Origin of the sequence: Psychrobacter glaciei (assembly GCF_014652895.1) — a bacterium.
Classification (GTDB): domain Bacteria; phylum Pseudomonadota; class Gammaproteobacteria; order Pseudomonadales; family Moraxellaceae; genus Psychrobacter; species Psychrobacter glaciei.
Map to the genome: position 1 here is coordinate 434523 of NZ_BMZR01000003.1, position 23818 is coordinate 458340.

The following is a 23818-nucleotide window of genomic DNA, read 5'->3' on the forward strand; positions in this document are numbered from 1 at the left end:
ACATCTGCATTGGGTTAAATATTGTCATTTTGCTTGAAAACATGAGCCGCTGTGCACATATCAAGCTCACTTATAAAATCCTATTGATCCTATTAAATTTATCTCAATAAAGTTATCTTAATAATGTAAGGAATACTGCTCATGCTTTTTCATCCTGCCAAAAACCCTGTTGAATTACGGGTTATTCATTTGAATAAAAACCAAGAACAACGCCGTGAAGACTTGATGGAAGCCACGCAAGGTAAAGCGGCTCTTAAGCAGTTCAGAAAAACGATGGCTAAAACAGCCAAACAGGCATTAAAAGCAAAAACCAAAAATAAGAAAAAAAATGCCGATGATAAGTCACAAGTTTTTGTTCTCGACTTTGATGGTGATATCAAAGCAACCGCAGTTAAGCATCTGCGCGAAGAAATTAGCACGTTAATCAGTGCGGCTAACAAAGGCGATGAGGTAGTGGTGCGCCTTGAATCCGGCGGTGGTTTGGTGCATGGTTATGGGTTAGCGGCAGCGCAATTGGTTCGCTTAAAAGACGCTGGTCTAAAGCTAACTGTCTGTGTCGATAAAGTCGCAGCGAGCGGTGGCTATATGATGGCGTGCGTCGCGGATAAGGTAGTGGCGGCACCATTTGCCATTATTGGCTCAATCGGTGTGGTATCACAATTGCCAAACTTCCATAAATGGCTAAAAAACCATGATGTCGATTATGAGATGTTTACCGCTGGTGATTATAAGCGCACAGTCACTGTCTTTGGCGAAAACGATGCTGAAGATCGTGCCAAATATCAAGAAGAGCTGGAGCAGACGCACGAGCTATTCAAACACTTTGTGAATAACTATCGTCCAACACTGGATGTCGCAAAAGTGGCCACTGGAGAGCATTGGTATGGCGAAGATGCATTAAAACTTAATTTGATCGATAGCTTGCAAACCTCAGACAGCTATATTTTAGGGCGTATGGAAGACAATGAAGTATACGCACTGCATTCACGCCAAAAACCAACCCTCGCTGAAAAGTTAGGACTGGCCCAAGCGGCAGAAGCGACCGTAAGCTTGGCAATTAATAAGCTGCCGGATGCGTTAGCACGTTTTGATTTTAACAGTCGTTTAAATATCCTAAAATAGCGTTAGATATCATTGTATTAATGAATATATAGTGTTTTAGGGTTTTGATTCTTATTGATGTATTGTTTGTGTTTTGTAAAAGGCGTGTCCTAGCTGGTCGCGCCTTTTTGCTGTTTAATAATAATCGCTGTGTTATAAATGATGCATACAGAAGACAGTATACGTACGTACACTATAAAGATTCCATCAACTTTTTAATCGAAGGTTGATGAAAATAATCAACAAAGAAAAGGATGTCACCTATGTCTGATAATACATTGATGTTTACGGCAACAGAACATGGTCAAGCCATGCACGCCAAAGTCAAAGCATTTATCGAAACCCAAATCGAGCCGATCGAAGCGCAGTTTTGGCAAGAATGCCATGCGCAAAATCCGGATGGCAATTGGAAAAACTGGCAGTGGCCAGAAAAGTACGAAAGCCTGCGTAAACAAGCACGCGAAGCGGGTTTGTGGAATCTATTCTTACCCGATGATACTTTAGGTGCTGGGCTTTCAGTGACCGATTACGCACCCATTGCAGAGTTGACCGGTCGCAGTTTACTTGCGCCTTATGTATTTAACTGTAATGCTCCTGATAGCGGCAATATGGAATTGTTGTGGCGCTATGGCTCGCAAGAGCAGCAAGATAAATGGATGATGCCAATTTTAGAGGGTAAAACCCGTTCGGTTTTTTGTATGACAGAACCTGATGTTGCTTCAAGCGATGCGACCAATATGCAAGCCACAGCCGTAGTTGATGGTGATGAGATTATTATCAATGGCAGCAAATGGTGGTCATCTGGTCTTGGCGATCCTGCGGTCGATGTGCTGATTGTGATGGCTTACACCCCTGATGAGAGCAAAGGTCGTCATCAGCAGCATTCTATGGTATTGGTGCCAGCGAAAACAGCGGGTGTCAATATCGAGCGTATGCTCAAAGTATTTGGCGATTATGATGCACCGCATGGTCATGGCGAAGTCAGCTTTAATGATGTACGCGTGCCGGTCAGTCACTTTATCGGTGGACCCGGTATGGGCTTTGAGATTGCGCAGGGTCGTCTAGGGCCAGGTCGTATTCATCATTGCATGCGTTGTATTGGCGCTGCTGAAAAATCTCTAGAGTTGGCAGTTAAGCGTGGCATGTCACGTACGGCCTTTGGCAAACCATTATTACAGTTGGGTGGTAATTTTGAGCGTATCGCTGAAGCGCGTATCAAGATTGACCAAGCACGTCTGCTGACTTTGTATGCCGCGCAAAAAATGGACGCGCAAGGTACAAAAGCCGCATTGACTGAAATTTCTGCTATTAAAGTGGTTGCGCCGACTGTGTTGCAAGAAGTGGTTGATATGGCGATTCAAATTCATGGTGGAATGGGCGTTTGCCAAGATACGATGCTGCCAAGTTTCTATGCGCAAGCACGTGTATTACGTTTAGCGGATGGTCCTGATGAAGTGCACAAAACCATGATCGCTAAGTTAGAGCTCAAGCGTCAAGGTTTTAGCCGTCCGTCTAAACCTGCCAAAGCATAATTGTGCTTGCTAACCAGCGTAGTCATCGACTTCAATAGCCATTCGTTTAATAATAGGCCTGACGTAAAACCCAATGAAAAATTCACTATCAATATTTGATAGTGAATTTTTCATCACTCATATATGTTATAAAAACAAAAGACCACATGATAAGGAATGTCTCATGGCAACTGATAACCATGTCAACAATACTGGCATGACAAACAGCGCAACTAATAATAAAGTACTTGATAAAGGCGGTGATGTCCGCGAGGGCGAAGAGCTTGACGCCCAAGCAGTCAGCAACTGGCTACGTGAGCAAGGTGTCGATATAAAAGGCGAGCCAACGGTCACGCAATTTTCAGGCGGCGCGTCAAACTGGACGTATCGTTTGCAATATGAGGGTGAAGGCGAGAGCCAAGATTTAATCTTGCGTCGTCCACCAAAAGGCACTAAAGCCAAGTCAGCGCACGATATGGTACGCGAATATACCGTACAAAAAGCATTAAAAGATGCTTATCCCTATGTACCCAAGATGATTGCCTTATGTACCGATGAAACTGTCATTGGTGCCGATTTTTATGTCATGGAGCGCATGGAAGGCATCATTCCTCGTGCTAATTTGCCAAAAGGCATTGATTTAGACGAAGCGCAGACCCGTACATTATGTACCAATGTCGTCGACGCTTTGGTTGAATTACATCAAGTGGATTATACCGAACATCCTGATTTGGTCACGCTGGGTCGTGGTGACGGTTATTGTGAGCGCCAAGTCACGGGCTGGGATAAACGTTATGTCAAAGCAAAAACACCTAACGTACCAAGCTTTGCACTGGTACGACAATGGCTTGGCAAGCACACGCCTGCTGATAGCAAAACTTGCGTTATTCACAACGATTGGCGCTTTGATAATGTGATCTTGGCAGCTGATGACCCGACCAAAGTGATTGGCGTACTCGATTGGGAAATGGCAACCCTTGGCGATCCTTTGATGGATTTAGGCAGCGCTTTGGCTTACTGGATTGAAGCAGATGACAACATCGTCATGCAGCAGTCACGCCGTCAGCCAACACATTTAAAAGGCATGATGACCCGTGATGAAGTGGTCGACTATTATCTTGAAAAAACGGGCTTAGAGATAGCCAACTGGACCTTTTATGAAGTGTTTGGTCTATTCCGTCTGGCGGGCATTGTCCAGCAAATTTACTATCGCTACTATAATAAACAAACGACCAATCCAGCTTTTAAGAATTTTTGGCTTATCGTCCATGTATTGCACGCTAAATGTCTAAAGCTGATAGCGCAGTATGAAGGTGAGATGCTGTTCAATACTCATGTACAGCCGCATCTAAAAGACATGGGTGTCGACGCACAAACGATTGAACAGCTACCAAGCCCAGTACAAAAAGTAGTCAAAGGTATTTTACCAAAAGGCTATTTTGCTAAAAGTACGGATGCCTCTGACAATTAATTTTCTCAAAAGTAGCCATTTAGTGAATACAATCAAAAGGGATTATTTATGACAACCATACTTTTGGCACGTCATGGTCAAGCATCATTTGGACAAGAAAATTATGATCAGCTCTCAGAGCTAGGCAGTATTCAAGCGCAAATGCTCGGTCAGCATTATGCGACGACTCAGCGCAGAATCGACGCTATTTTTAGTGGCAGCTTAGTACGGCAACAAGACTCGGCACGACATTTTTGGGAGAGCTACCAGTCCTCTATGGATAACAGCAACGAGGCACCCATTTTAGCCGCACTCGATATAAATGAGCCTGACAGCTACATCATTCCGCAGTTTAATGAGTTTAATCACAAAGATGTATTGGTCAAATCCAATCCTGCTTTTGCTAGTAAAGCAGCCATTGCGATTGAACTTGCAAAGGCAGACGTTCCAGCGACGCGTCTAGCTGAGCTGTTCGATCGAGCGATGCAGCGCTGGCATGCGGGTGATGATGACCATGACTATCTTGAGAGTTGGTCACAGTTCAGCAGCCGTGCCCAACAAGCAGTTGAGCAAATACGTATGCAAGTGGCGAGCTTAAGCTTAGATCACCATAGTACAGTATTGGTCTTTACCTCAGGCGGCGTGATCGCTGCCATTACCGCGCAGCTATTGCAGCAAGGTAGCCAGACTGCTTATCAGCTCAATAAAAGCTTGGTCAATACAGGGGTGACGTCTATTACGCTAAAAGATCAGAGTACACGCCTAATGTCTCTTAATGAATATAGTCACTTGTTTGCTGACGGAAAACGCTTTGTCACTTGGCGATAGACGAAAAAACTGTTATTTTGGCGACATACAAGGCGCTGAATACATGACCGCGATTTAGTGGTTAGGGCGTGTGAAAGCTATTTCGTTATCGATATACAAAGGATTGTTTATGAAAAACCAATTAATGAGCTTAGTCACAAAAGGTACTAAGCAAAGTCAGCAACAGGTATTGAGTGCGATTCAACCGTCACGCTATCTTAAAGGCTTAAATAAGCAGCAAGTAGGACGTGATAAAACCATTTTAATCACTGGTGCTAGCTCAGGCTTAGGCGAGGGCATGGCTCGACTGTTTGCCAAGCTTGGCTACAACCTCGCTATCTGTGCCCGTCGTACTGAGCGTTTAGAGAGCTTGAAGTCAGAATTGTTGGCAGCTTATTCCAATATTCGCGTTGAATATCGAGTATTAGACGTCAGTGATTACGATGCAGTTTTTGAGGTTTTCGATGCTTTTGCCGCTGACTTTGGTAGTATTGACCGTGTTGTGGTCAATGCTGGTGTCGGTGAGAGTCGCCGTATCGGTAAAGGGCGTTTTGAGACCAATCGCCGCACTGCTGAGATTAACTTTATTTCAGCGCTGGCACAGTGTGAAGCCGCCATGGGTATTTTTCGAGCACAGAATAGTGGTCATTTGGTGGTGATATCGAGTATGTCAGCGATGCGCGGTCTACCTAGGCATCTGACCACCTACGGTGCGACTAAAGCGGGGCTGGCTCATTTGGCAGAAGGCATTCGAGCTGATATGCTGTTGACCAAGTTGCCGATTAACGTTTCTACTATTTATCCAGGCTATATTCGTACTGAAATCAACGAAAATGCCAAGCCGTTACCGTTCGAAGTAGATGTTGATACGGGCACCAAAGCAATGGTTGCTGCAATCGAAGCAGGGGTTCAAGAAGCTTGCGTGCCTAGCTTGCCTTGGTCTATGGTCAGTCATGCAATGAAACATTTACCATTACAAGTACTCAATAAACTGAGTTAATGGTGTTTAGATTGACATAAATTCAGACAATAAAAAGCCCTTTACAGATGATGTAGAGGGCTTTTTTTACTGCGGATTTATTACTGATGCATCCATTTAGCGATACATCAATAATAAATCTTATGGTAAGGCTTTGTCTTCATTATGAGAAGGTTTGTGGATTGTCTAGCATATGCTGCTCACGTAGCTTTTGACGCAGTACTTTACCCACATTACTCTTAGGCAGCTCACTCACAAATTCAATATGACGCGGACATTTATAGCCAGTCAAATTATCTAGCGCAAATTCTTTGATATCGCTTTTGCTAACATTATTGTCGACAGGAACGATATAAATTTTAACCGCTTCGCCTTGATTTTCATCAGGAATACCAATCACTGCACAATCAATAATGCCATTAAAATCGAGCATGACAGATTCAATTTCATTCGGAAAGACATTAAAGCCTGAGACCAAAATCATGTCTTTTTTGCGATCTAATAAGGTAATGTAGCCTTTTTCATCCATGCTAATGATATCGCCAGTACGGAAATAACCATCGCTAGTAAAGTCATCGCTGTTGTCTTTATTAAAGTAACCTGACGTGACATTTGGTCCTTTGATGCACATCTCACCCGCTTGATGTAGTCCCAAACGTTCACCATTGTCGTCCACAACGATGATGTCGACGCTAGGGACTGGTATACCGATCGTACCGTTGAACTTACGGTCAGTGATGACGTTGGCAGTACCTGCAGCCACACCTTCGGTCATGCCCCAACCTTCAACCATTGGACAGCCAGTCACTTCTAACCAGCGTTTAGCCGTTTGCTCGGTAGCAGCCATACCACCAGCTTGCGAAATACGCAACGAGCTAAAATTGAGATCTTTGAAGTTTGGTTGATCGAGCAGGCCTTTAAATAGTGTATTAACCGCAGGAAAAATATGGAAGGGTTGTTTTGACAGTGTTTTGACAAAGCCTGGCATATCACGCGGATTTGGTACTAAAATAAAGGTATATCCTGAACGCATACCCAATAGGCTAAGCATAAAAGCAAAAATATGATAGAGCGGCAGGGCCATAACCATATTGATATAAACTTCATTGATTTCTGAAGTCACAGGGCGATACCACGCCTCTGACTGTAGCGCTGCTGCTACTACGTTACGCTGCGACAGCACAGCGCCTTTAGACAGCCCTGTGGTACCACCAGTGTACTGTAAAATAGCCTTTTGCTCTAAAGAGGTCTTTTGTGCTTGAAACGGTAAGTTTCTGCCTTTTTTGAGAACGTCAGGGAATTTGGTTACCTCGTGTTTAGGGTCGTCAAGCTTGTACTTGGGTACAAGGCGTTTTACTTGACGAATAACCGTATTGACCAAGATACCTTTAAGACCCATCATATCGCCCATTTTTGAGAGGACAATACGTTTGATGGCTGTCTCATCGATGACTTGCTCAAGTGCTTGGGCAAAGTTATCGACCACAAATATAATCTGAGCGCCCGAATCATTCAGTTGATGACGCAGCTCACGACCAGTGTAGAGCGGATTGATAGGTGTGCAAATATAACCTGCGCGCAAAATACCAATCATCGTTGGCAAGTACTGCGGCACGTTTGGCATCATGAGGGCGACCACGCTGCCTTTGGGAATACCTTGGGCTTGCAACCATGCAGCAACCGCTAGTGAGGCTTTATCAACGTCTCCATAAGTGTGTGTCACACCCATACAGATAGACATTGGATGCAGACGGAAGCGATCAAAGCATTCCTCATAGAGTTCTATCAGGTTTTCGTACTGATCAGGATCGATTGTCTTGGGTACGCTTGCAGGATATTGAGCAAGCCAAGGTTTATTCACGGTCATATTTAGCGTCCTTAAATATTAATATAAGTTAAGGTCTTATAAGAAAGTAGTCACATCCTTGTCAACAACATAAATCATTGCATGGTAAGCAATGCAGTGCTGAGTGCTATCCTAACTATTAACTGACTGCTAACATACGGTGGCCTTTATACAGTTTTGTCCAATCACAAAGAATGATCTGCCTTGTAGATTAAACGGTAAATAAGTACATTTGATGATTAAAATGTCACTTAAAAAATATCGTCATGCCTCAATAACCCTTGTAAGTCACTTTCAATAAAAACCTTATCAATTAAAACTTTAGAACATTGACTGACATATTTTGGCAACACACTAACACAACTACAACTGAATTCGATATTATGATAAGCGTACTTCACAGTCCATATATAAATTTGATAAATGAAGTCATATGTGTTGTAAATAAAAAAGGATGAGTGGTAGATAAGTTGGGATAAGCTGTTCTATATCGCAGAAAAAATAACTAAGTCTTATTTCTTTATGTCTTGTGCCGTTCTAAACGGCAGCGCTCAAGGAGTATGCTTTGAAGTTACTGTTACAATCCGTTGATGTTTTTTCCGAACAGAATCATATCTTGGTGGTTAGGATAATTTGCTCATTAGAAAAAGTAAGATGTTCAGCAGACTCTAAGTTTAGGGTATGTCCTCATTTTGAATAGCTGAGAAAAAAAGCGCTTCACAATTTATGTGAAGCGCTTTTTATGTCTAGATTTATGTGACTGCTATATGTAAATCTATTCAGCTTGTTTATGACTGAGGATGATCTGCATCATGCCTTTCACGCAATTTTTGACGCAATACTTTACCGACGTTACTCTTTGGTAGTTCGCTGACAAATTCGATATGACGTGGACATTTATAGCCGGTCAAATTATCCAGTGCAAACTCTTTGATGACACTTTTGGTGACGTTGTTATCCTCTGGCACGATATAAATTTTAACCGCTTCGCCCTGATGTTCGTCAGGAATACCAATGACTGCACAATCAATAATACCGTCACACTCGAGCATCACAGACTCAATCTCATTCGGATATACGTTAAAGCCTGAGACCAAAATCATATCCTTTTTACGATCTAATAAGGTGATATAGCCTTTTTCATCCATGCTGACGATATCACCAGTACGGAAATAACCATCGCTAGTAAAGTCATCACTACTGTCTCTGTTGAGATAACCTGATGTTGTGTTAGGACCTTTGACACACATCTCGCCAGCTTGGTTCAGACCCACACGATTGCCATCGTCATCGATCATAATGACATCGACACTCGGAAGTGGTAAGCCGATAGTGCCGTTAAAATTGCGGTCAGTTACTAAGTTATTAGTACCTACTGCCACACCTTCAGTCATACCCCAGCCTTCAATCATTGGACAACCCGTGACCTCCAACCAACGTGCGGCTGTTTGCGGAGTGGCTGCCATACCACCTGCCTGTGAGAGGTGCAGGGTGCTAAAATCTAAATTTTTAAAGTTTGGATTATCAAGCAATCCTTTAAATAAAGTATTAACGGCAGGGAATATATGGAACGGCTGTTTTGATAAGGTTTTGATAAAACCTGGTATATCTCGCGGGTTAGGTATCAAGATAAAAGTGTGGCCCGAGCGCATGCCTAACATACTAAGCATAGAGGCAAAAATATGATATAGCGGTAAAGCCATAACCAGATTGATGTATACCTCGTTAATTTCTGAGGTAATAGGGCGGAACCACGCTTCAGACTGCATAGCAGCGGCTACAATATTACGCTGAGTTAAAATGGTTCCCTTAGACAGACCCGTTGTACCACCGGTATATTGTAAAAAGGCCGTTTTATCCAAAGACAGTTTCGGCTTTTGGAATGGCAGGTTTCTACCTTTTTTAAGGACGTCAGGAAACTTGGTTATCTCATGCTTAGGATCATCAAGCTTGTATTTAGGTACGAGACGTTTTACCTGACGAATGATGGTATTCACTAAGATACCTTTGAGACCCATCATATCGCCCATTTTTGAGAGGACAATACGCTTAATATTGGTCTCGTCGATGACTTGCTCAAGCGCTTGGGCAAAGTTATCAACCACAAAAATAACCTTAGCGCCTGAGTCATTTAATTGATGGCGCAGCTCACGACCCGTATAGAGTGGATTGACAGGCGTACAGGCGTAACCGGCACGCAAGATACCAATCATCGTCGGCAAATATTGCGGGACGTTTGGCATCATCAGTGCAACCACCGTGCCTTGAGGTAAGTCCTGAGCTTGTAACCATGCAGCAACGGCTAGTGACGCCTTATCAATGTCATCGTACGTATGAGTAACGCCCATACAGATACTCATTGGATGCATGCGGAAGCGATCAAAGCATTCTTCGTATAGCTCTACTATGCTGTTATATTTATCTGGGTCGATCGACTTCGGTACGCCTGCCGGATATTGGGCAAGCCAAGGTTTATTTAACGTCATAGTCAGCGTCCTTGCGAGTTAATATAGGTTAAAGTTTAGTGAGAAAGCAGTCATATCCGCATCAACAAAATAAATCAGTGCTGACGTGGACTGGTGTCCGCTAAGAGCGATAACATCCTTATTTATCAACTGGTTGGTAAAATTTTTCGCTATTATATGGTTCTACTTAATTATTTTTAGGGTAAATAATTAACTGAGATGAAAAAATGGCTGAGTAACAAAAACAGTATTTATTCCGAATATTTTTAATCTGTTATTTACAACCAAAGTATCAAAAGAACGATATATTTAAACAATACATTAGCATGAATATGGTTTAAAACAATACCAGTATGTGATACTGAGTAGTACATAAAATATACTAAGAGATACAGTTGATATGTGATGTAGGAGAAACAAGTCTAATTATGATGAGGTTGATAATCTATCAAAGCGCTATTTCAAAACTATAGCCGACTTTCAATAAAATAGATACGTCAATAAACATGTGTCACTAAAATTGAGGCTATGAAAATTTGTCACAGTCCACTGTATCAATTCTAAAGTCAGCCGCTTGTATTACGGTGAAAGGAACTGCTCATTTTTATTAAAAAAACGCCGATAAATAAGCAACGCGCTAATAGTGCATCCTAAAGTGCTGCTAACACAGATTAAAAACATCGTGACAATTTGATAGCGTACCGCTTGAGTAGGATCTGCACCCGCCAGTATTTGCCCTGTCATCATCCCTGGTAAGCTGACAATACCAACTACCAGCATAGAGTTCAGCGTTGGGGTCATACCATTGATGATGGCCGCTCGTATCTGCTCATGCACGGCTTCAAAGGGCCTGGCAGAGAGGCTGAGCATCATTTCAATACGTCCTTGCTGCTCATGAAAAGCTTCAATCAACTGATTGCTGGTCAATGAGATGGCGGTTAAAGAGTTGCCTAGTATTAAGCCCAATATAGGGATGACAAATTGCGGCGTATACCACGGCTGCACTCTTAATATCACAAAGATGGCGATACTGGTGACCAATACGGCTGATAGGCTGACAGCGAGGAGGGTATCGATGAATAAACCTTTGTAGCTGCGTTTGACACGATTTTTGGCTGCACCTCCTGCAATCAAGGTCATGATAGTCAGTATGAGGAGGACTTCATACCATTGCTCACGAGCAAAAATCCATGCCAGAATCAAACCGATAAAGCTCAGCTGAACTATAGTACGAACAGCCGCCGTTAATAGTGTTTTGGTTAATGTTAAGCGTAGTCGCCATGACAGGATAAGGACGATAATAATTAAGCTGCTGGCAAGCGCAATATCACCGTAAGTGAGGAATATTTGCATATCATCCGTACTGCTCATAGCTGCTCATTATTAATGTCGTTAAGGTGAGGGAAATAAGTATTAGGGGCAGTCACGATTAAAAGTCGATTATGAGATTAGCGCATTTTGGTTAATACGCCTGCCTGCATGTGCCAATGCCTGTCGGCTAATGGCATGATATCTTGTGTATCATGAGTCACCCATAATATGGTGCGCTGTGCATCGCTGCGCAACCAGTTAACCAGTAGATTCACTAGCTGGGTTGAGGTATCGATGTCTAAAGCCGCTGTAGGCTCATCTAATAACAATACCTGTGGGTTTAGTTGCAAAAGACGTAAAGTATTGACCAGTTGGCGCTCGCCACCAGAGAGATGACTTGCCTCTTGTTGTAAAAACTCAGCACTGCGCTCTAGCTGAACAAGCTGAGCGATATGCCAGTCGATATCAAATTCAAGATGTTGATGCGCTTGTAGGCGATAGGGCATCTGTAAGTTTTCAAGCACACGGCCTTCTAGCAGCTGTGGGTTTTGAGCCAGTAGGGCGATGCGTGTGCGCCACTGGGTCGGCGGCGTATTATGAATGCTTTTATAAATATCGCTATTTGATGCATCGTGACTGCGCAAACAAATCTCACCGCTGCTCATCGGTAATAATCCTGCAAGCACACGTAGCAGTAAAGACTTGCCACTGCCAGAAGCGCCTGTCAAAACGGTTATTTGCCCTGCTAACAGTGTACCGCTAATGTCATTTATCAACACCTTTTTATGCGTCGGCAACCTCTGATCGGGGGTCGAGATTTTTTTAAACTTGGTCGTCCATTTATCGTAGATGGCAGACACGCTATGGATTTGCGTTTTAACTGTACGTCGTTGATCACTAGTGTTGATTGGCGGGATACGTTTGCTATGTACCCAGAGGTGTTCAAATTCAACGATAGGCGTGTCAGTATCAAGGCTCATAGGTCAGAATCATTGTGCATTTATAGGCTGATTAATCGCTTCTTGTAAAGCATCACGTAGCTTTTTTGGGACACGAATCGGTCGCATGGGCGAGGCGCTAGCCACGGTAGTATCCGACTCATCATGAGACACAGGCTCTGTCCTGACTTGATTTTGCACACAAGCGATGACGATTTTGGTGCTACTCAATAAACTGTTTTTAGCGTTGATATTGTCATTCGTATGATCGGTAGAGGAGCTGTCTGAGACATGACGATGAATGCTCTGGTAAAAAATAATGCTGGCAGGTTTTAATTCGACTTTATCGATACGTACATTGATGATTTCGTCTAAAAGAATGGCTCTTTTGTATTGCAAGTCTGCTTGACTCACGACAAAATGCTGTACTTGACCGTCATCGGTCTGTAAGAAATACCCATTTAAACCCAGTTGACCAAACCAGTCACGGCGGCAGTTTTCAAAAAACACCAAGTGATTGGCATGGTAGACTATACCGCCAGCGTCTGTATGATTAATATAGACATTGTAGTCTTTGGCAAATAATGGTGTAGTTTCATTTGCTGCCGTTGATAAGGCGTTGGTAGTTTTGCTAATAGTGGTTGTCATAACAATGCTCAATAATTATTTTAATAAGTGTTCCGTGATAGCCATGATTCGATACACAAGATTTGATAGCAATCATACGAATAACAACTACTCTAGCGTAAGATATCAGGGCGCGCAACAGCTAGGTCAGTCTGCCTCTGTTATGATAGTGTTTTATGTATGGTCACATCCCAGATCTGTATATTAGCACCGTATTTTCATCAATTAGTATAGGATAATTTATGACCCGTTTTGTCAGTTTTAATATCAATGGTATTCGTGCTCGTCAACATCAGCTGGAGGCGGTACGTGAGGTAATCGATCCTGATGTGATGGGTCTACAAGAAACCAAGGTACATGATGAGCAGTTTCCACTAGAAAACATAGAAAGCCTTGGTTATCACGTAGAGTATTTTGGGCAAAAAGCCCATTATGGCGTGGCACTCTTGTCCAAGGTTGCGCCAATATTTGTACAAAAAGGTTTTCCTGGCGAAGATGTCGAGGCGCAGAAGCGTTTTATTCATGCACGATATGAGTTTGACGGTCGTGAAATCGACGTACTCAATGGTTATTTTCCACAAGGAGAAAGCCAAGATCATCCGACCAAATTTCCCATGAAGCGTGCTTATTATGCAGATTTGATGGCTTATATTGATGCTTTAAAGGCGGAAGGGCGCTCGCTCATTATCATGGGTGATATGAATATCGCCCCAGAAGATATCGACATTGGGATTGGCGAAGTCAATGCAAAGCGCTGGCTTAAGAATAGAAAAACCTCATTTCTACCAGAAGAGCGCGAATGGTATGCAGCCCTGATGTCACGCGAGCTGACTGACACATACCGTCTGTACTATCCAGAGAGTACAGAGTTATACAGCTGGTTTGATTATCGCAGTCGTGGTTTTAACGACGAGCCTAAGCGCGGTCTACGTATCGACCATATCTTGTGCACCTCAGACTTAGTCGATGACTGCGTCGATGCTGGTATCAGCTATGAGCTACGTGCCATGGAAAAACCGTCTGACCATGCACCGATTTGGTCGGCATTTAACTTAAGCAAACCCTAATAGTATTCTGTTTATAACTATGAAAATTGAAAAATAAGGATGTCTCTATGGCTGTTGGAAATATTGCAGTACCGAATACTATTTACCCAATTGACGGTATCAAGTTAAGTGCTACTGCCGCAGGCGTACGCTACAAAGATCGTGATGATTTGGTCGTGATTGAGATTGCTGAGAACGCAACCAGTGCGGTCGTCACCACTAAAAATACCTTTTGTGCCGCGCCAGTGCGAGTATTACGTGAGCATTTTGCTAAGGCTAGCCCACGTTATTTGGTCACCAATACTGGCAATGCCAATGCAGGGACGGGCGCTGATGGCAAGCGCCGCGCTGTTGATATCTGTACAGCGCTGGCTAGTAAAGCTGGCGTGGCTGTCAGTTCTGTATTGCCGTTTTCTACTGGAGTGATTGGTGAGCCATTAAACAGCGAGGCGGTCATCGCTGGTTTAGATGAGGCACTTGCCAGTTTAGCTGCTGATAATTGGCTGGCGGCGGCGAATGGTATTCGCACCACAGATACGATTCCTAAGCTTGCTAGTCAAAAAATCGACGTGGCGGGTGTCAGCTATCATATTACGGGCATGTCAAAAGGCTCAGGTATGATACGACCAAATATGGCGACTATGCTGGGCTATGTGGCAACAGATGCCAACATTGCTGCTGACTTATTACAAGAGATGTTGAGCGCCATCAATGAGCAGTCTTTTAACCGCATCACCGTCGATGGTGATACGTCGACCAACGACTGTTGTGTGTTGATCGCCACAGGTAGAGCTAGCTCAAATATTATCGACAGCTCAGAACATCCACATTATCAGCCTGTTTTTGAGGCATTAACCGAAGTATTTGTTCGTCTGGCACAATTAATCGTGCGTGATGGGGAAGGCGCTACCAAGTTTATGACTGTCAAAGTCACTGGCGGTAAGATGACGCAAGAATGCTGCGATGTGGCATACGCGGTTGCACATTCACCACTAGTCAAAACCGCATTCTTCGCCAGTGATGCCAACTGGGGTCGTATCCTCGCTGCAGTAGGTTATGCGGGTATCGAAGATTTAGATACCGAGCAAGTCGATGTCTATCTAGATGAAGTCATGATTTGCCAAAATGGTGGTGTTGCGCCTAGCTATACGGAAGCGGCGGGCAAAACGGTCATGAGCCGTCCTGAAATTACCATTCATATTGATTTGGCACGTGGCGACGCTAGTGATACCGTTTATACCTGCGATTTGTCTTACGATTACGTCAAGATAAATGCCGATTATCGTAGCTAATTATCGAAATGGACGTTAATTATGGCGTCCTCTTAATCTGAACGAAAGCGATTAAATGGTCGGAGTAATGATTACTTCGGCCATTTTTTTTGCAATGTCAAATATATATTGGATTGGTCTGCTTTTTAATACGTTTGACTAACATGAGTTGCAAAAGCTGACGTTACTTTACAAACCAGTCATAGAGGATAAGTCGCTTTGCGACATATACTAGTCTCAGTAAACAATAGACGATACTGCTGAGAAATTATCAGCTTTGTTTGGTTGTCTAAATTGACTTTGCCAGTATGGTCACAAATGCCTTACGTTTTGAGCGTCTATAAATGATTAAAACGAGTTCAAACGGGCAATAATGAATATTACTTAACTGAGGATTGAATAATGAAAAAATTAGCACTTGCCGCATTGATGACTACTTTCGCCCTGTCAGGTTGTTCTACTATGGGTATGGACAATGAGCGTACCATGGTCGTTGAAGGTCAGACTATGAATGTTAAAGTCATTAACATTCCAAGCTTTGAAGTAGAGATTGCACCGCGTAAAGCAGTTTGTGATCTTATGACTGCGAATGGCACCAAAGTTGAATCAGAGTGCTTACAGTATCGCCAAACTTATCAGAAAAACTATACAACTTTAAACGGTAATATCCAAGGCTTCACTTATGAGCCAAATTACCGCTATGTTTTAGACGTACGTCAAGAAGCGATGATGAATGAGACCACCAACATGGTTAAGCCAGTTTGGATTTTAAACGAAGTGGTTTCAAAAACTGCTGAGTAAATGATGACATGCCCTAGTCAGAATAAAAAAGACCTCTAACGAATTAGAGGTCTTTTTTTGTCATGAGTGTTTATGAAAATCACATCACGACAGTCTATACTGATATTAATTATATTAGCATTGACTATATTTTACACTGACACCATGACTTGCAGTGGGGATGCGGTTATCAGCATAAACAGCAAGACCCCCACGTGAGGTTTCTTTATACTTATCTAGCATATCAGCCCCAGTTACTTTCATCGTTTCAATCACCTTATCTAAAGAGACAAAGTGCTGACCATTGCCACGGCAAGCGAGACGTGCTGCATTGATCGCTTTTACCGCGCCCATCGCATTGCGTTCAATACAAGGGACTTGAACCAAGCCGCCAACAGGGTCACAAGTGAGACCTAAGTTATGCTCGATACCAATTTCAGCAGCATTCAAGCATTTGGCAGGATCGCCGCCCATAATCTCAGCCAATGCAGAGGCGGCCATTGCACATGCCGAGCCAACTTCACCTTGACAGCCAACCTCAGCACCAGAGATTGAAGCATTTTGTTTGATAAGGCTACCGATGGCAGTGGCATTTAATAAAAATTTATAGACGCCGCTTTGGCTGTAGCTTGGTAAAAAATCACGATAGTAATGTAGGACTGCCGGTATGATGCCAGCGGCACCATTGGTAGGAGCGGTCACCACTTTACCGCCATTGGCGTTTTCTTCGTTGACGGCGAGCGCATACAAATCAACCCAATCCATTGCTGCTAATTTATCGGTTTTTGTGATGGGTTGGTTCTTCTCCGCACACAGTTGTGAATATAGATCTTGCGCGCGGCGTTTGACATCTAAGCCGCCAGGCAAAATACCGCCATTTTCACAGCCCTGTTTGACGCAGTCTTGCATCACGTCCCAAATGCTATCTAAGTAGGCAAAAACCTCTGTTTGATCGCGGTAATGACATTCATTCGTGAGGACTAAATCACTGATACTCAGCCCATGCTGGCGACATTGCTCTAATAACTCGGCGGCGCTATTGAAAGGATAGGGAATACTATCAATGGTGGGGCTAGCATGGTCTTCATCTGGATTGGTGGCATTCTCTTCATTAATCACAAAGCCACCTCCAACTGAGTAGTAGGTCTGCTGATAACGAGTACCATCTACCAATAATGCTCGAAGCGTCAGAGCATTAGGATGATAGGGTAGGACGGTATCGTCGTACCAATAGATATCACGCTCTGTGTCAAAAGCAATCGTATGAGCACCTGATATGTTCAGACTTTTTTCTGAAAATATGGGTGCCAAGTAGTTGCTGGTCAGACGCGTATCGATGGTGCTGGGCGTATGTCCGAGTAACCCTAATAAAATGGCGGTATCCGTTGCATGTCCTTTACCGGTCGCAGCCAATGAACCATAAAGCTCAATCTCAATACTGTCTATAGCGGTCAGCTCTGATTGCTTGAGCAAAGACACCAAAAACAAGTTTGCCGCTACCATCGGACCGACGGTATGTGAGCTTGAGGGTCCAATACCAATTTTAAATAAATCAAAAACACTAATCATAATAAGCTACCAAAAATTTTAAGTGCATCAGCATAGGTTATCGATTGGCTTCAGCACTGGCATGAAAAATATAATAAACCGCCCCAACCAACAAGCACCGATAAGTGTTTAGTTTGGGGTGTTGTCTATGAATGTATGTAAACATGGAAGTACATGTGACGAGTGAATAATAACTTTTATTTATTATTAAACTCCGTTATGATGCTTGGAGCCAACGTTTATGTAACATCCTGTAAGTTGGTTGTCGCTGTGAAATACGTCAGGCAAAAATGATTTAGACGGTAGTTCAAGTAGAACATATCCGACCTTATACATCTAGCAAAACATAGCTATCATACCAAATAATACTTTTGGTTTGCTACCTTACAACATAAATGAATGAATTGGGTGACATATTATAAGAGGTATGGTGTTGAGTCTTGGTTTTTTATCATTATCTTTAGCCAGCTACTTCTATTTATTGACGTTCAACTTTAGCTCAGTTTTTATTCATCCAGTTATTTTAGCCTATTATTAGCTCCGCCCACATAGGACAAGCATGCATGACATCTCCCACCGATAACGCCTCTCAATCAGACAAAAGTGCTGAAGCATTACCTGCTCATAATGCATTAGAAGCGGCTGGTATTTCCTCAGCAGCCATGAACTATCCAAAAAATCCAGATTTTGAAAATGGTCGTTGGTTTCCGACTTGGCGACCTTATGGTGGCGATTTAGATCGTGATCCGGTCGGTATCAATGAATATTTGCCACCGTCAAAAAGCATATTACTGGGTGTGCAGCATACTTTTGCGATGTTTGGTGCGACGGTGCTTGCGCCACTGCTAATGGGTTTTGATCCTAACCTCGCTATTTTGATGTCAGGTATTTGTACTGTGATGTTCTTTATGATCACGGGTGGGCGCATGCCGAGCTATCTGGGCTCCAGTTTTGCCTTTATTGGCCCCGTCATCGCTGTGACTGCGTATGCAGGCGTAGGCTTTAATGACAACTTAAATGTCGCCTTGGGCGGTATTATGGCCTGCGGTATCATTTATGCTTTGATTGGGCTACTGGTGATGAAAACGGGCACAGGCTGGATTGAGCGTCTGATGCCACCTATCGTCACGGGTGCTATCGTCATGATTATTGGTCTAAATTTGGCGCCAGTGACCATTCAAGGAGTGTCTGCGAATCAGTTTGATGCTTGGATGGCTACTTTAACCGTGTTGCTGATTAGTGGTGTTGCTGTGTTTACGCGCGGTATGTTACGTCGACTTTTATTATTGGTTGGCTTGATATTGTCATACGTCGCTTATTTTGTGATGACCAATGTGATGGGTTTTGGTACGCCCATTGATTTTAGTGGGGTGTCTGCTGCTTCATGGTTTGGGTTACCAAGCATTCATACGCCTCGTTTTGAGATGAGCGCCATTATCTTGATCGCACCAGTGGCGTTTATTTTGGTCGCCGAAAATCTGGGACATTTTAAAGCAGTAGAAGGCATGACTAAGGCTCGTGTTACCCCTTATATGGGTCGAGCATTTTTAGCGGATGGCTTAGCAACGACTTTTTCAGCAGGATTTGGTGGTACAGGTGTCACCACTTATGCAGAAAACATCGGTGTCATGGCGGTAACTAAGGTGTATAGCACCACGATTTTTGTCGTAGCAGGTTTAGTGGCTATCATATTGGGGCTTTCACCAAAATTTGGCGCAATCATTCAGACGATACCAGCGGCCTTATTGGGCGGTGCTTCTATCATAGTATTTGGACTTATCACTGTTGCTGGGATCAAAATTTGGATAGACAGCCACATTGATTTTAGCAAAAACAGCAATCTCATCATCGCCGCTGTCACTGTCATCATGGGAACGGGTAATTTTAGCTTGCATTTAGGTGGCTTTGATTTGGGCGGTATCGGCACGGCTACCTTGGCAGCTATCGTACTCAATGCATTATTCAATCGTCAAAAAGACTGATTGATTGTCGTTTAAGCATCACGTTTCAAATGATGACACGCCCTCATTAAAGCTATACGCCAAATAAAACGTAAATATAAATAAGTGTACCTGTATAACTATTTATATTTACGTTTATAAAACCGTGAGAAAAACCGATAGCGACGTAGTGCGCGCGGCTTGGGTTTTAATGAGCCTAAGTAAATGGCAAACATCGTCAAGAGCGCGCCGCTCCATTGCAAAGTATTAATCGGTTTGTCCAGCCAAGTATAATCAATGACCAATGCGGCAATTGGTTCAGATAGCAGTAGTAATCCAGTCAGCGCCAAAGACAGCTTGGGGATAGAGTATGCAATCAGACCCCAAGCCAAGCACTGCATGACCGTACCATAAATAAGTACCCAAACAATCTCAGACCAACTGTTGGGCAAGATATTGCCCATGTCAAACAAAAACATCGGAATAATCATCGCCAGCACACCGCCGATACTAATCAATTGCATGAGCATAAATATCGGTGTTGGCTCGGTGTCATGCGTCTTACGAATAAAGGTCATCGACGCAGCCAGCATTGCCCCTGAGACGATACCCGAGATAAACCCCCAAGTTGCGGCACTGTTATGTGCAAACTCAGGGCTACCTATCATCGCCACTCCAGCCATCGCTAGAAATAGACTGATAAGCTGTAATATAGATTGCCGTTCATTAAAATATAAAAACCCAATCGCTGCCAAAAAGAAAATCTGTAAGCTATTAAGTAAGGTTGAAATACCAGGCCCGACAGCATAGATACTCTCGTGCCAAAGCGCCAAATCGAACCCCAAAAATGCGCCTGACAATAAACCATAAAAAATGGCACGTCTTGAGCGTGGCAAATGTTGTCCCATGATTTTTGCCAAGACAGCAAAGACCACTCCTGAGATGGCGAGTCGCCAAAACGACATGGCCCAGCCACCGATATCAACGTGCGCGACGATTAAACTGCCCAGACCAAAGATGATGCAACCAATAACCAAGCCAATAGGTGCAGAGCGTGAAGCGGCAATAGCCATAGGTTGTCCTTAGATTGATCACGTTTAAATGGGTGGCGTTCTTTCTTTAACATTACTGTGTTCACAGTACAATGCACATACCCCGTATTGTCGAGGTTTTAGACTTAAAATGAAATGGTTGAAACATAATTTATTCTTATGATGCTTCTGTTTTTGAAAGAACCAAGTATGGTAAGCGTGTGGGAAAATGGGCGCTGATAGTCAGCTAACGTTAACTATAGTGAGTGAAAAGTAATATCGATACATCACGCACTGCTGATATCCATTTTTCTTGCTTGCTGTGCCTGCGCAGACAGAGGCTACAAAAAATTAATATCAGCAATACCGTCGCGTTTTTAGGATATTTTGACTATATATAATAGTGCTTATATCATCGAGTCGTATCCTTACAGGAATAGCATTGGCGTGAAGGTCGCGATTTGCTAATCTGTCTTTCATTGTTCTCTTAAAGTGTTCAACATAGTTTCTACTACTTTTAGCCTAGGTTTATTTATGCATCGACGTACTCAATCAAAAAAGTCGCTTTCTTTGATATTTGGATCGCAACTAAAAATGGCACGATATGGCATTCCTATGGGCTTATTCGTTAGTGCGCTATTTATGATGCCAACTGCACAAGCTGCCAGCTGTAAAATACCCAAAAGCTATTATAAGAATGTCTCTTGTACCGCGAGTAGCGGTTATTTTTTGGCAACCAAGGACTTCGGTGCGCCAGTGGCGCTACTGAATAGTAAAGGCAAAAAAGTCGTTGATTTATCACGCTATCAAAAAGTCGATGCAGATAAGATAGCTGGTGGCTTATTACCCGTGCTGCGTAATAGCCACGTCGGTTATCTCAACATGCAGGGTCGTGAGGTGATACCGGCGACCTACGACATGCTAAAGGAAAGTCAGGGTTGGGCGCGTCCGGTATCTGATGGACGTATCGTGGTCAAAAGAGACGGCAACTATGGGGTTATCGATACAGCAAATAAGACCATCGTGTCGTTTTCTGCGTCAATCAGTGATATTGATGATTATCGTGGTGGTGTGACGCAAGTACGTAAGAACCAAGCGACCAGTTGGCTGGATAAAAACGGCAAAGCGACTAGCAATCCAAATGGTAGTGACAGTAATAGTAATGAGCCGTCGTCTGCAAAGCAAACCGCCAATAGTAGGTCTGCTACAGCGTCAGCACAATCTAGGCAAGCAGCGCCCAATCGTTTTACGACGTTACAGCCACGTCAGCAAGATGGTCGATGGGGTTTCGTCGATGAAAACAATGTGACGATGATTACTTATTCATTTGATGATGCTCGTCCTTTTTCAGAAGGACTAGCTGGCGTGCGCATCGATGACAACTGGGGTTTTATCAATTTGGGCGGTGAGCTGGTGATTCCTTTTCGCTTTGATAAGATGGGTGTGTCGAGTGGTGACAGTTACCAAGGCAAGCCTGCCTTTACATTTGCAAATGGTAAAGCGTGGATTGGCAATTTAAAAAATGGCAATAAGATGTGCATTGATAAAGAAGGGGTGAGTGTTGGTTGTGATTAAAGCGCTCACTCAAACTAAGAGACAAAAAAGCGTGCCATGCTTATGAGTGATACATAGCATGGCACGCTTTTTTATCGCCAATGATTGACGATGTTAACTGCGTATTAAGCCGATAGGTGATTGCGAATCAAATCAATCATATAAGGCTGATAGTACTCTGGGATATCGTGTGCCATGCCTTCGATTAAATGAAACTTAGCCTTGGGAATGGTCTTAGCGACCACGCGTCCTTGTGAAGGAGGCAATAGCCCATCTGCACTACCATGCAGGACGATAGTTGGTGCTTTGACTTGCTTGCTAAACCGGCTAATAGAGCCAGAGGCCAAGATCGCATTGAGCTGTTGCACGGTGCCAAGCGGATGGAAGTTGCGCTGATAACGTAACTTGGCAATTTCACGCACCATACGAACGTTGACGTGTCCTGGCGTACCAACTGTTTTCATAAACCAGACGCTATGGCGCACAATATCGCGCTCAGAATGACTTTCAGGGCGATTGATAAGCGTGTATAACTGCTTAGGCTTGGGTGGCTTTAGAAAAGCCCGATTGGTGGTGGTAAACATCAAGGCCATGCGTTGTACTAAGCTTGGATAGCGTGCCGCCACGATTTGAGCAATCATACCGCCCATAGAAGCACCCAGCAGATGTGTCTTACCCAGCTGCAATGCTTTAATCAAACGTGCGGTATCTTCTGCCATATCGGTCAAATTATAAGCAACCTGCGTACTCTTATTAGACAATCCGGTTTGCAAACGCATCATCATTTTTAACTGACTGATACGCGGTAAGCCGTCAATTTGTACTTTGGAAGACAAGCCAATATCGCGATTGTCAAAACGAATCACAAAAAATCCTGCATCAATAAGGCGCTTGATAAAATTGTTTGGCCAAAATATCATCTGCGAGCCAAGTCCCATAATCATCAGCAGTGGGGGATGATTGGGATTACCGCCTGCCTCAACGCACAACTCAATGCCATCACCGATATTTATCATCGCTTGATGGAGGTGTTCGCTAAGGTCTGATTCGCGCCATTGGTGTTGACCAAATCGTTGCCAGTCAGGAGTAGGGTATACTCCAGCATCTCCAGAGATTTTAAGCAATGCCGCATTATTGATATTATTGGATTTTGTCATGAAGTGTCCTAATTAGAGAGTCGTCTACTAAATCTCAAGCATCTCAAAATCAAGCTTGCCAACACCGCACTCTGGGCAAATCCAGTCTTCAGGGATGTCTTCCCACTTGGTGCCAGGCGCAATCCCTTCTTCAGGACAGCCAAGCGCTTCATCATATATCCAGCCACAGACGATACATTCATAACGTTTCATAAATAGTCCTATCGATCATTACCAGTGTTACAGGGTGTTTTTAGAGCGTCTACTGAGCATTACCGCTCATATTTGGACGGTAAAAACGCCCGTAGTTTAGCATATAACCGTTGTTTTGATAGTTAAGTTTACACTTGTATGTTGAGATGACTCAGCTTTTATCAAGTCCAAGATTGGCCTTTTATTGATTCAGGCGATTGTATGATTGTTTGTCTCGCCGCTATATTACACCAAATTATGTTATAGTAATCGCCACTAATTTCA

At 43.3% G+C, this 23818-nt stretch carries 19 protein-coding genes; 10 read left to right on the forward strand and 9 right to left on the reverse strand.

Features of this window, described 5'->3' with window-relative positions; genetic code table 11:
* The first annotated feature begins 141 nt into the window (after positions 1–141).
* The 5 genes from sohB (at position 142) to IE130_RS09425 (ending at position 5869) form a co-directional block, all read left to right on the forward strand.
* Positions 142–1122: a protease SohB gene (gene sohB, locus IE130_RS09405; protein ID WP_189585011.1), complete on the forward strand. Its 981-nt coding sequence runs from the start codon at positions 142–144 to the stop codon at positions 1120–1122.
* Positions 1123–1382: 260 nt separating this feature from the next.
* Positions 1383–2633 carry an acyl-CoA dehydrogenase family protein gene (locus tag IE130_RS09410; protein ID WP_227676190.1) on the forward strand — a complete coding sequence of 417 codons (1251 nt, stop codon included), beginning with the start codon at positions 1383–1385 and terminating at the stop codon, positions 2631–2633.
* A 163-nt stretch (positions 2634–2796) separates the two neighbouring features.
* Entirely contained in the window at positions 2797–4083 is a 1287-nt protein-coding gene (locus IE130_RS09415) for a phosphotransferase family protein (protein WP_189585017.1), read from the forward strand.
* 48 nt (positions 4084–4131) lie between these two features.
* Complete coding sequence (locus IE130_RS09420) at positions 4132–4890, forward strand: histidine phosphatase family protein (RefSeq protein ID WP_189585020.1); 759 nt, start codon at positions 4132–4134, stop codon at positions 4888–4890.
* A gap of 109 nt (positions 4891–4999) precedes the next feature.
* The gene (locus IE130_RS09425) at positions 5000–5869 is read left to right on the forward strand and encodes an SDR family oxidoreductase (RefSeq protein ID WP_227676181.1); all 870 of its coding nucleotides are present in this window, start codon (positions 5000–5002) and stop codon (positions 5867–5869) included.
* A gap of 142 nt (positions 5870–6011) precedes the next feature.
* On the opposite strand, the gene IE130_RS09430 is transcribed toward IE130_RS09425, so the two are convergent.
* The 5 genes from IE130_RS09430 to IE130_RS09450 form a co-directional block, all read right to left on the reverse strand.
* Positions 6012–7715, reverse strand: a complete 1704-nt coding sequence (locus IE130_RS09430) for an AMP-binding protein (RefSeq protein ID WP_189585023.1) — start codon at positions 7713–7715, stop codon at positions 6012–6014.
* Positions 7716–8482: 767 nt separating this feature from the next.
* Complete coding sequence (locus IE130_RS09435; RefSeq protein ID WP_189585026.1) at positions 8483–10180, reverse strand: AMP-binding protein; 1698 nt, start codon at positions 10178–10180, stop codon at positions 8483–8485.
* Between the two features lie 558 nt (positions 10181–10738).
* On the reverse strand, positions 10739–11530 hold the full coding sequence (locus tag IE130_RS09440) for an ABC transporter permease (protein WP_189585029.1): 792 nt from the start codon (positions 11528–11530) through the stop codon (positions 10739–10741).
* 77 nt (positions 11531–11607) lie between these two features.
* On the reverse strand, positions 11608–12450 hold the full coding sequence (locus tag IE130_RS09445; RefSeq protein ID WP_189585032.1) for an ABC transporter ATP-binding protein: 843 nt from the start codon (positions 12448–12450) through the stop codon (positions 11608–11610).
* A gap of 9 nt (positions 12451–12459) precedes the next feature.
* Complete coding sequence (locus tag IE130_RS09450) at positions 12460–13056, reverse strand: hotdog family protein (protein WP_189585035.1); 597 nt, start codon at positions 13054–13056, stop codon at positions 12460–12462.
* Positions 13057–13277: 221 nt separating this feature from the next.
* Here IE130_RS09450 and xthA point away from each other — a divergent pair, with 221 nt between their 5' ends.
* From xthA to IE130_RS09465, 3 genes are all read left to right on the forward strand, one after another.
* Entirely contained in the window at positions 13278–14102 is an 825-nt protein-coding gene (gene xthA / locus IE130_RS09455; protein WP_189585038.1) for an exodeoxyribonuclease III, read from the forward strand.
* 47 nt (positions 14103–14149) lie between these two features.
* A complete protein-coding gene (gene argJ, locus IE130_RS09460) occupies positions 14150–15373 on the forward strand; it encodes a bifunctional glutamate N-acetyltransferase/amino-acid acetyltransferase ArgJ (protein WP_189585041.1) in 1224 nt (407 codons plus the stop codon).
* Positions 15374–15754: 381 nt separating this feature from the next.
* A complete protein-coding gene (locus IE130_RS09465) occupies positions 15755–16153 on the forward strand; it encodes a DUF4377 domain-containing protein (RefSeq protein ID WP_010202007.1) in 399 nt (132 codons plus the stop codon).
* A 114-nt stretch (positions 16154–16267) separates the two neighbouring features.
* On the opposite strand, the gene IE130_RS09470 is transcribed toward IE130_RS09465, so the two are convergent.
* Positions 16268–17701: an L-serine ammonia-lyase gene (locus IE130_RS09470; RefSeq protein ID WP_189585044.1), complete on the reverse strand. Its 1434-nt coding sequence runs from the start codon at positions 17699–17701 to the stop codon at positions 16268–16270.
* Between the two features lie 542 nt (positions 17702–18243).
* Here IE130_RS09470 and IE130_RS09475 point away from each other — a divergent pair.
* Entirely contained in the window at positions 18244–19662 is a 1419-nt protein-coding gene (locus IE130_RS09475) for a solute carrier family 23 protein (RefSeq protein ID WP_189585047.1), read from the forward strand.
* A gap of 98 nt (positions 19663–19760) precedes the next feature.
* Here the strand turns inward: IE130_RS09475 and IE130_RS09480 are convergent, their stop codons facing one another.
* On the reverse strand, positions 19761–20693 hold the full coding sequence (locus tag IE130_RS09480) for a DMT family transporter (protein WP_189585050.1): 933 nt from the start codon (positions 20691–20693) through the stop codon (positions 19761–19763).
* Positions 20694–21185: 492 nt separating this feature from the next.
* Here IE130_RS09480 and IE130_RS09485 point away from each other — a divergent pair, with 492 nt between their 5' ends.
* The gene (locus IE130_RS09485) at positions 21186–22226 is read left to right on the forward strand and encodes a WG repeat-containing protein (RefSeq protein WP_189585054.1); all 1041 of its coding nucleotides are present in this window, start codon (positions 21186–21188) and stop codon (positions 22224–22226) included.
* A gap of 104 nt (positions 22227–22330) precedes the next feature.
* On the opposite strand, the gene IE130_RS09490 is transcribed toward IE130_RS09485, so the two are convergent.
* The gene (locus IE130_RS09490) at positions 22331–23362 is read right to left on the reverse strand and encodes an alpha/beta fold hydrolase (protein WP_189585057.1); all 1032 of its coding nucleotides are present in this window, start codon (positions 23360–23362) and stop codon (positions 22331–22333) included.
* A 27-nt stretch (positions 23363–23389) separates the two neighbouring features.
* Positions 23390–23554 carry a rubredoxin gene (locus IE130_RS09495; protein ID WP_010201990.1) on the reverse strand — a complete coding sequence of 55 codons (165 nt, stop codon included), beginning with the start codon at positions 23552–23554 and terminating at the stop codon, positions 23390–23392.
* Positions 23555–23818: the final 264 nt, after the last annotated feature.

Coding starts and splice junctions, on each gene's coding strand:
- sohB (WP_189585011.1), top strand. CDS start 142: ATGCTTTTTCATCCTGCCAAAAACCCTGTTGAATTACGGGTTATTCAT.
- IE130_RS09410 (WP_227676190.1), top strand. CDS start 1,383: ATGTTTACGGCAACAGAACATGGTCAAGCCATGCACGCCAAAGTCAAA.
- IE130_RS09415 (WP_189585017.1), top strand. CDS start 2,797: ATGGCAACTGATAACCATGTCAACAATACTGGCATGACAAACAGCGCA.
- IE130_RS09420 (WP_189585020.1), top strand. CDS start 4,132: ATGACAACCATACTTTTGGCACGTCATGGTCAAGCATCATTTGGACAA.
- IE130_RS09425 (WP_227676181.1), top strand. CDS start 5,000: ATGAAAAACCAATTAATGAGCTTAGTCACAAAAGGTACTAAGCAAAGT.
- IE130_RS09430 (WP_189585023.1), bottom strand. CDS start 7,715: ATGACCGTGAATAAACCTTGGCTTGCTCAATATCCTGCAAGCGTACCC.
- IE130_RS09435 (WP_189585026.1), bottom strand. CDS start 10,180: ATGACGTTAAATAAACCTTGGCTTGCCCAATATCCGGCAGGCGTACCG.
- IE130_RS09440 (WP_189585029.1), bottom strand. CDS start 11,530: ATGAGCAGTACGGATGATATGCAAATATTCCTCACTTACGGTGATATT.
- IE130_RS09445 (WP_189585032.1), bottom strand. CDS start 12,450: ATGAGCCTTGATACTGACACGCCTATCGTTGAATTTGAACACCTCTGG.
- IE130_RS09450 (WP_189585035.1), bottom strand. CDS start 13,056: ATGACAACCACTATTAGCAAAACTACCAACGCCTTATCAACGGCAGCA.
- xthA (WP_189585038.1), top strand. CDS start 13,278: ATGACCCGTTTTGTCAGTTTTAATATCAATGGTATTCGTGCTCGTCAA.
- argJ (WP_189585041.1), top strand. CDS start 14,150: ATGGCTGTTGGAAATATTGCAGTACCGAATACTATTTACCCAATTGAC.
- IE130_RS09465 (WP_010202007.1), top strand. CDS start 15,755: ATGAAAAAATTAGCACTTGCCGCATTGATGACTACTTTCGCCCTGTCA.
- IE130_RS09470 (WP_189585044.1), bottom strand. CDS start 17,701: ATGATTAGTGTTTTTGATTTATTTAAAATTGGTATTGGACCCTCAAGC.
- IE130_RS09475 (WP_189585047.1), top strand. CDS start 18,244: ATGACATCTCCCACCGATAACGCCTCTCAATCAGACAAAAGTGCTGAA.
- IE130_RS09480 (WP_189585050.1), bottom strand. CDS start 20,693: ATGGCTATTGCCGCTTCACGCTCTGCACCTATTGGCTTGGTTATTGGT.
- IE130_RS09485 (WP_189585054.1), top strand. CDS start 21,186: ATGCATCGACGTACTCAATCAAAAAAGTCGCTTTCTTTGATATTTGGA.
- IE130_RS09490 (WP_189585057.1), bottom strand. CDS start 23,362: ATGACAAAATCCAATAATATCAATAATGCGGCATTGCTTAAAATCTCT.
- IE130_RS09495 (WP_010201990.1), bottom strand. CDS start 23,554: ATGAAACGTTATGAATGTATCGTCTGTGGCTGGATATATGATGAAGCG.